1 rRNA gene is annotated in these 250 nt (G+C 46.8%); it reads left to right on the forward strand.

The features are described from left to right. Positions 1-152: 152 nt before the first annotated feature. Positions 153-250, forward strand: a 23S ribosomal RNA gene (locus tag ACO0U8_RS24270); the annotation flags it as partial.

Genomic DNA, 250 nt, shown 5'->3' on the forward strand with positions numbered 1-250 from the left:
TTGCTCTTTAACAATCTGGAACAAGCTGAAAATTGAAAGTTTACAGCTGAACATCACTCTCCGTAGAAGTACTGAGTGGTGGATTAGTCTGTAACAGAGTCTCTCAAATAATCGCAGCGCGACGATGTCTTTAAGACACCTTCGGGTTGTGAGGTTAAGCGACTAAGCGTACACGGTGGATGCCTAGGCAGTCAGAGGCGATGAAGGGCGTGCTAATCTGCGAAAAGCGTCGGTAAGGTGATATGAACCG

Source organism: Rahnella sp. EDr1-12, from assembly GCF_049206505.1.
Lineage (GTDB): Bacteria > Pseudomonadota > Gammaproteobacteria > Enterobacterales > Enterobacteriaceae > Rahnella > Rahnella rivi.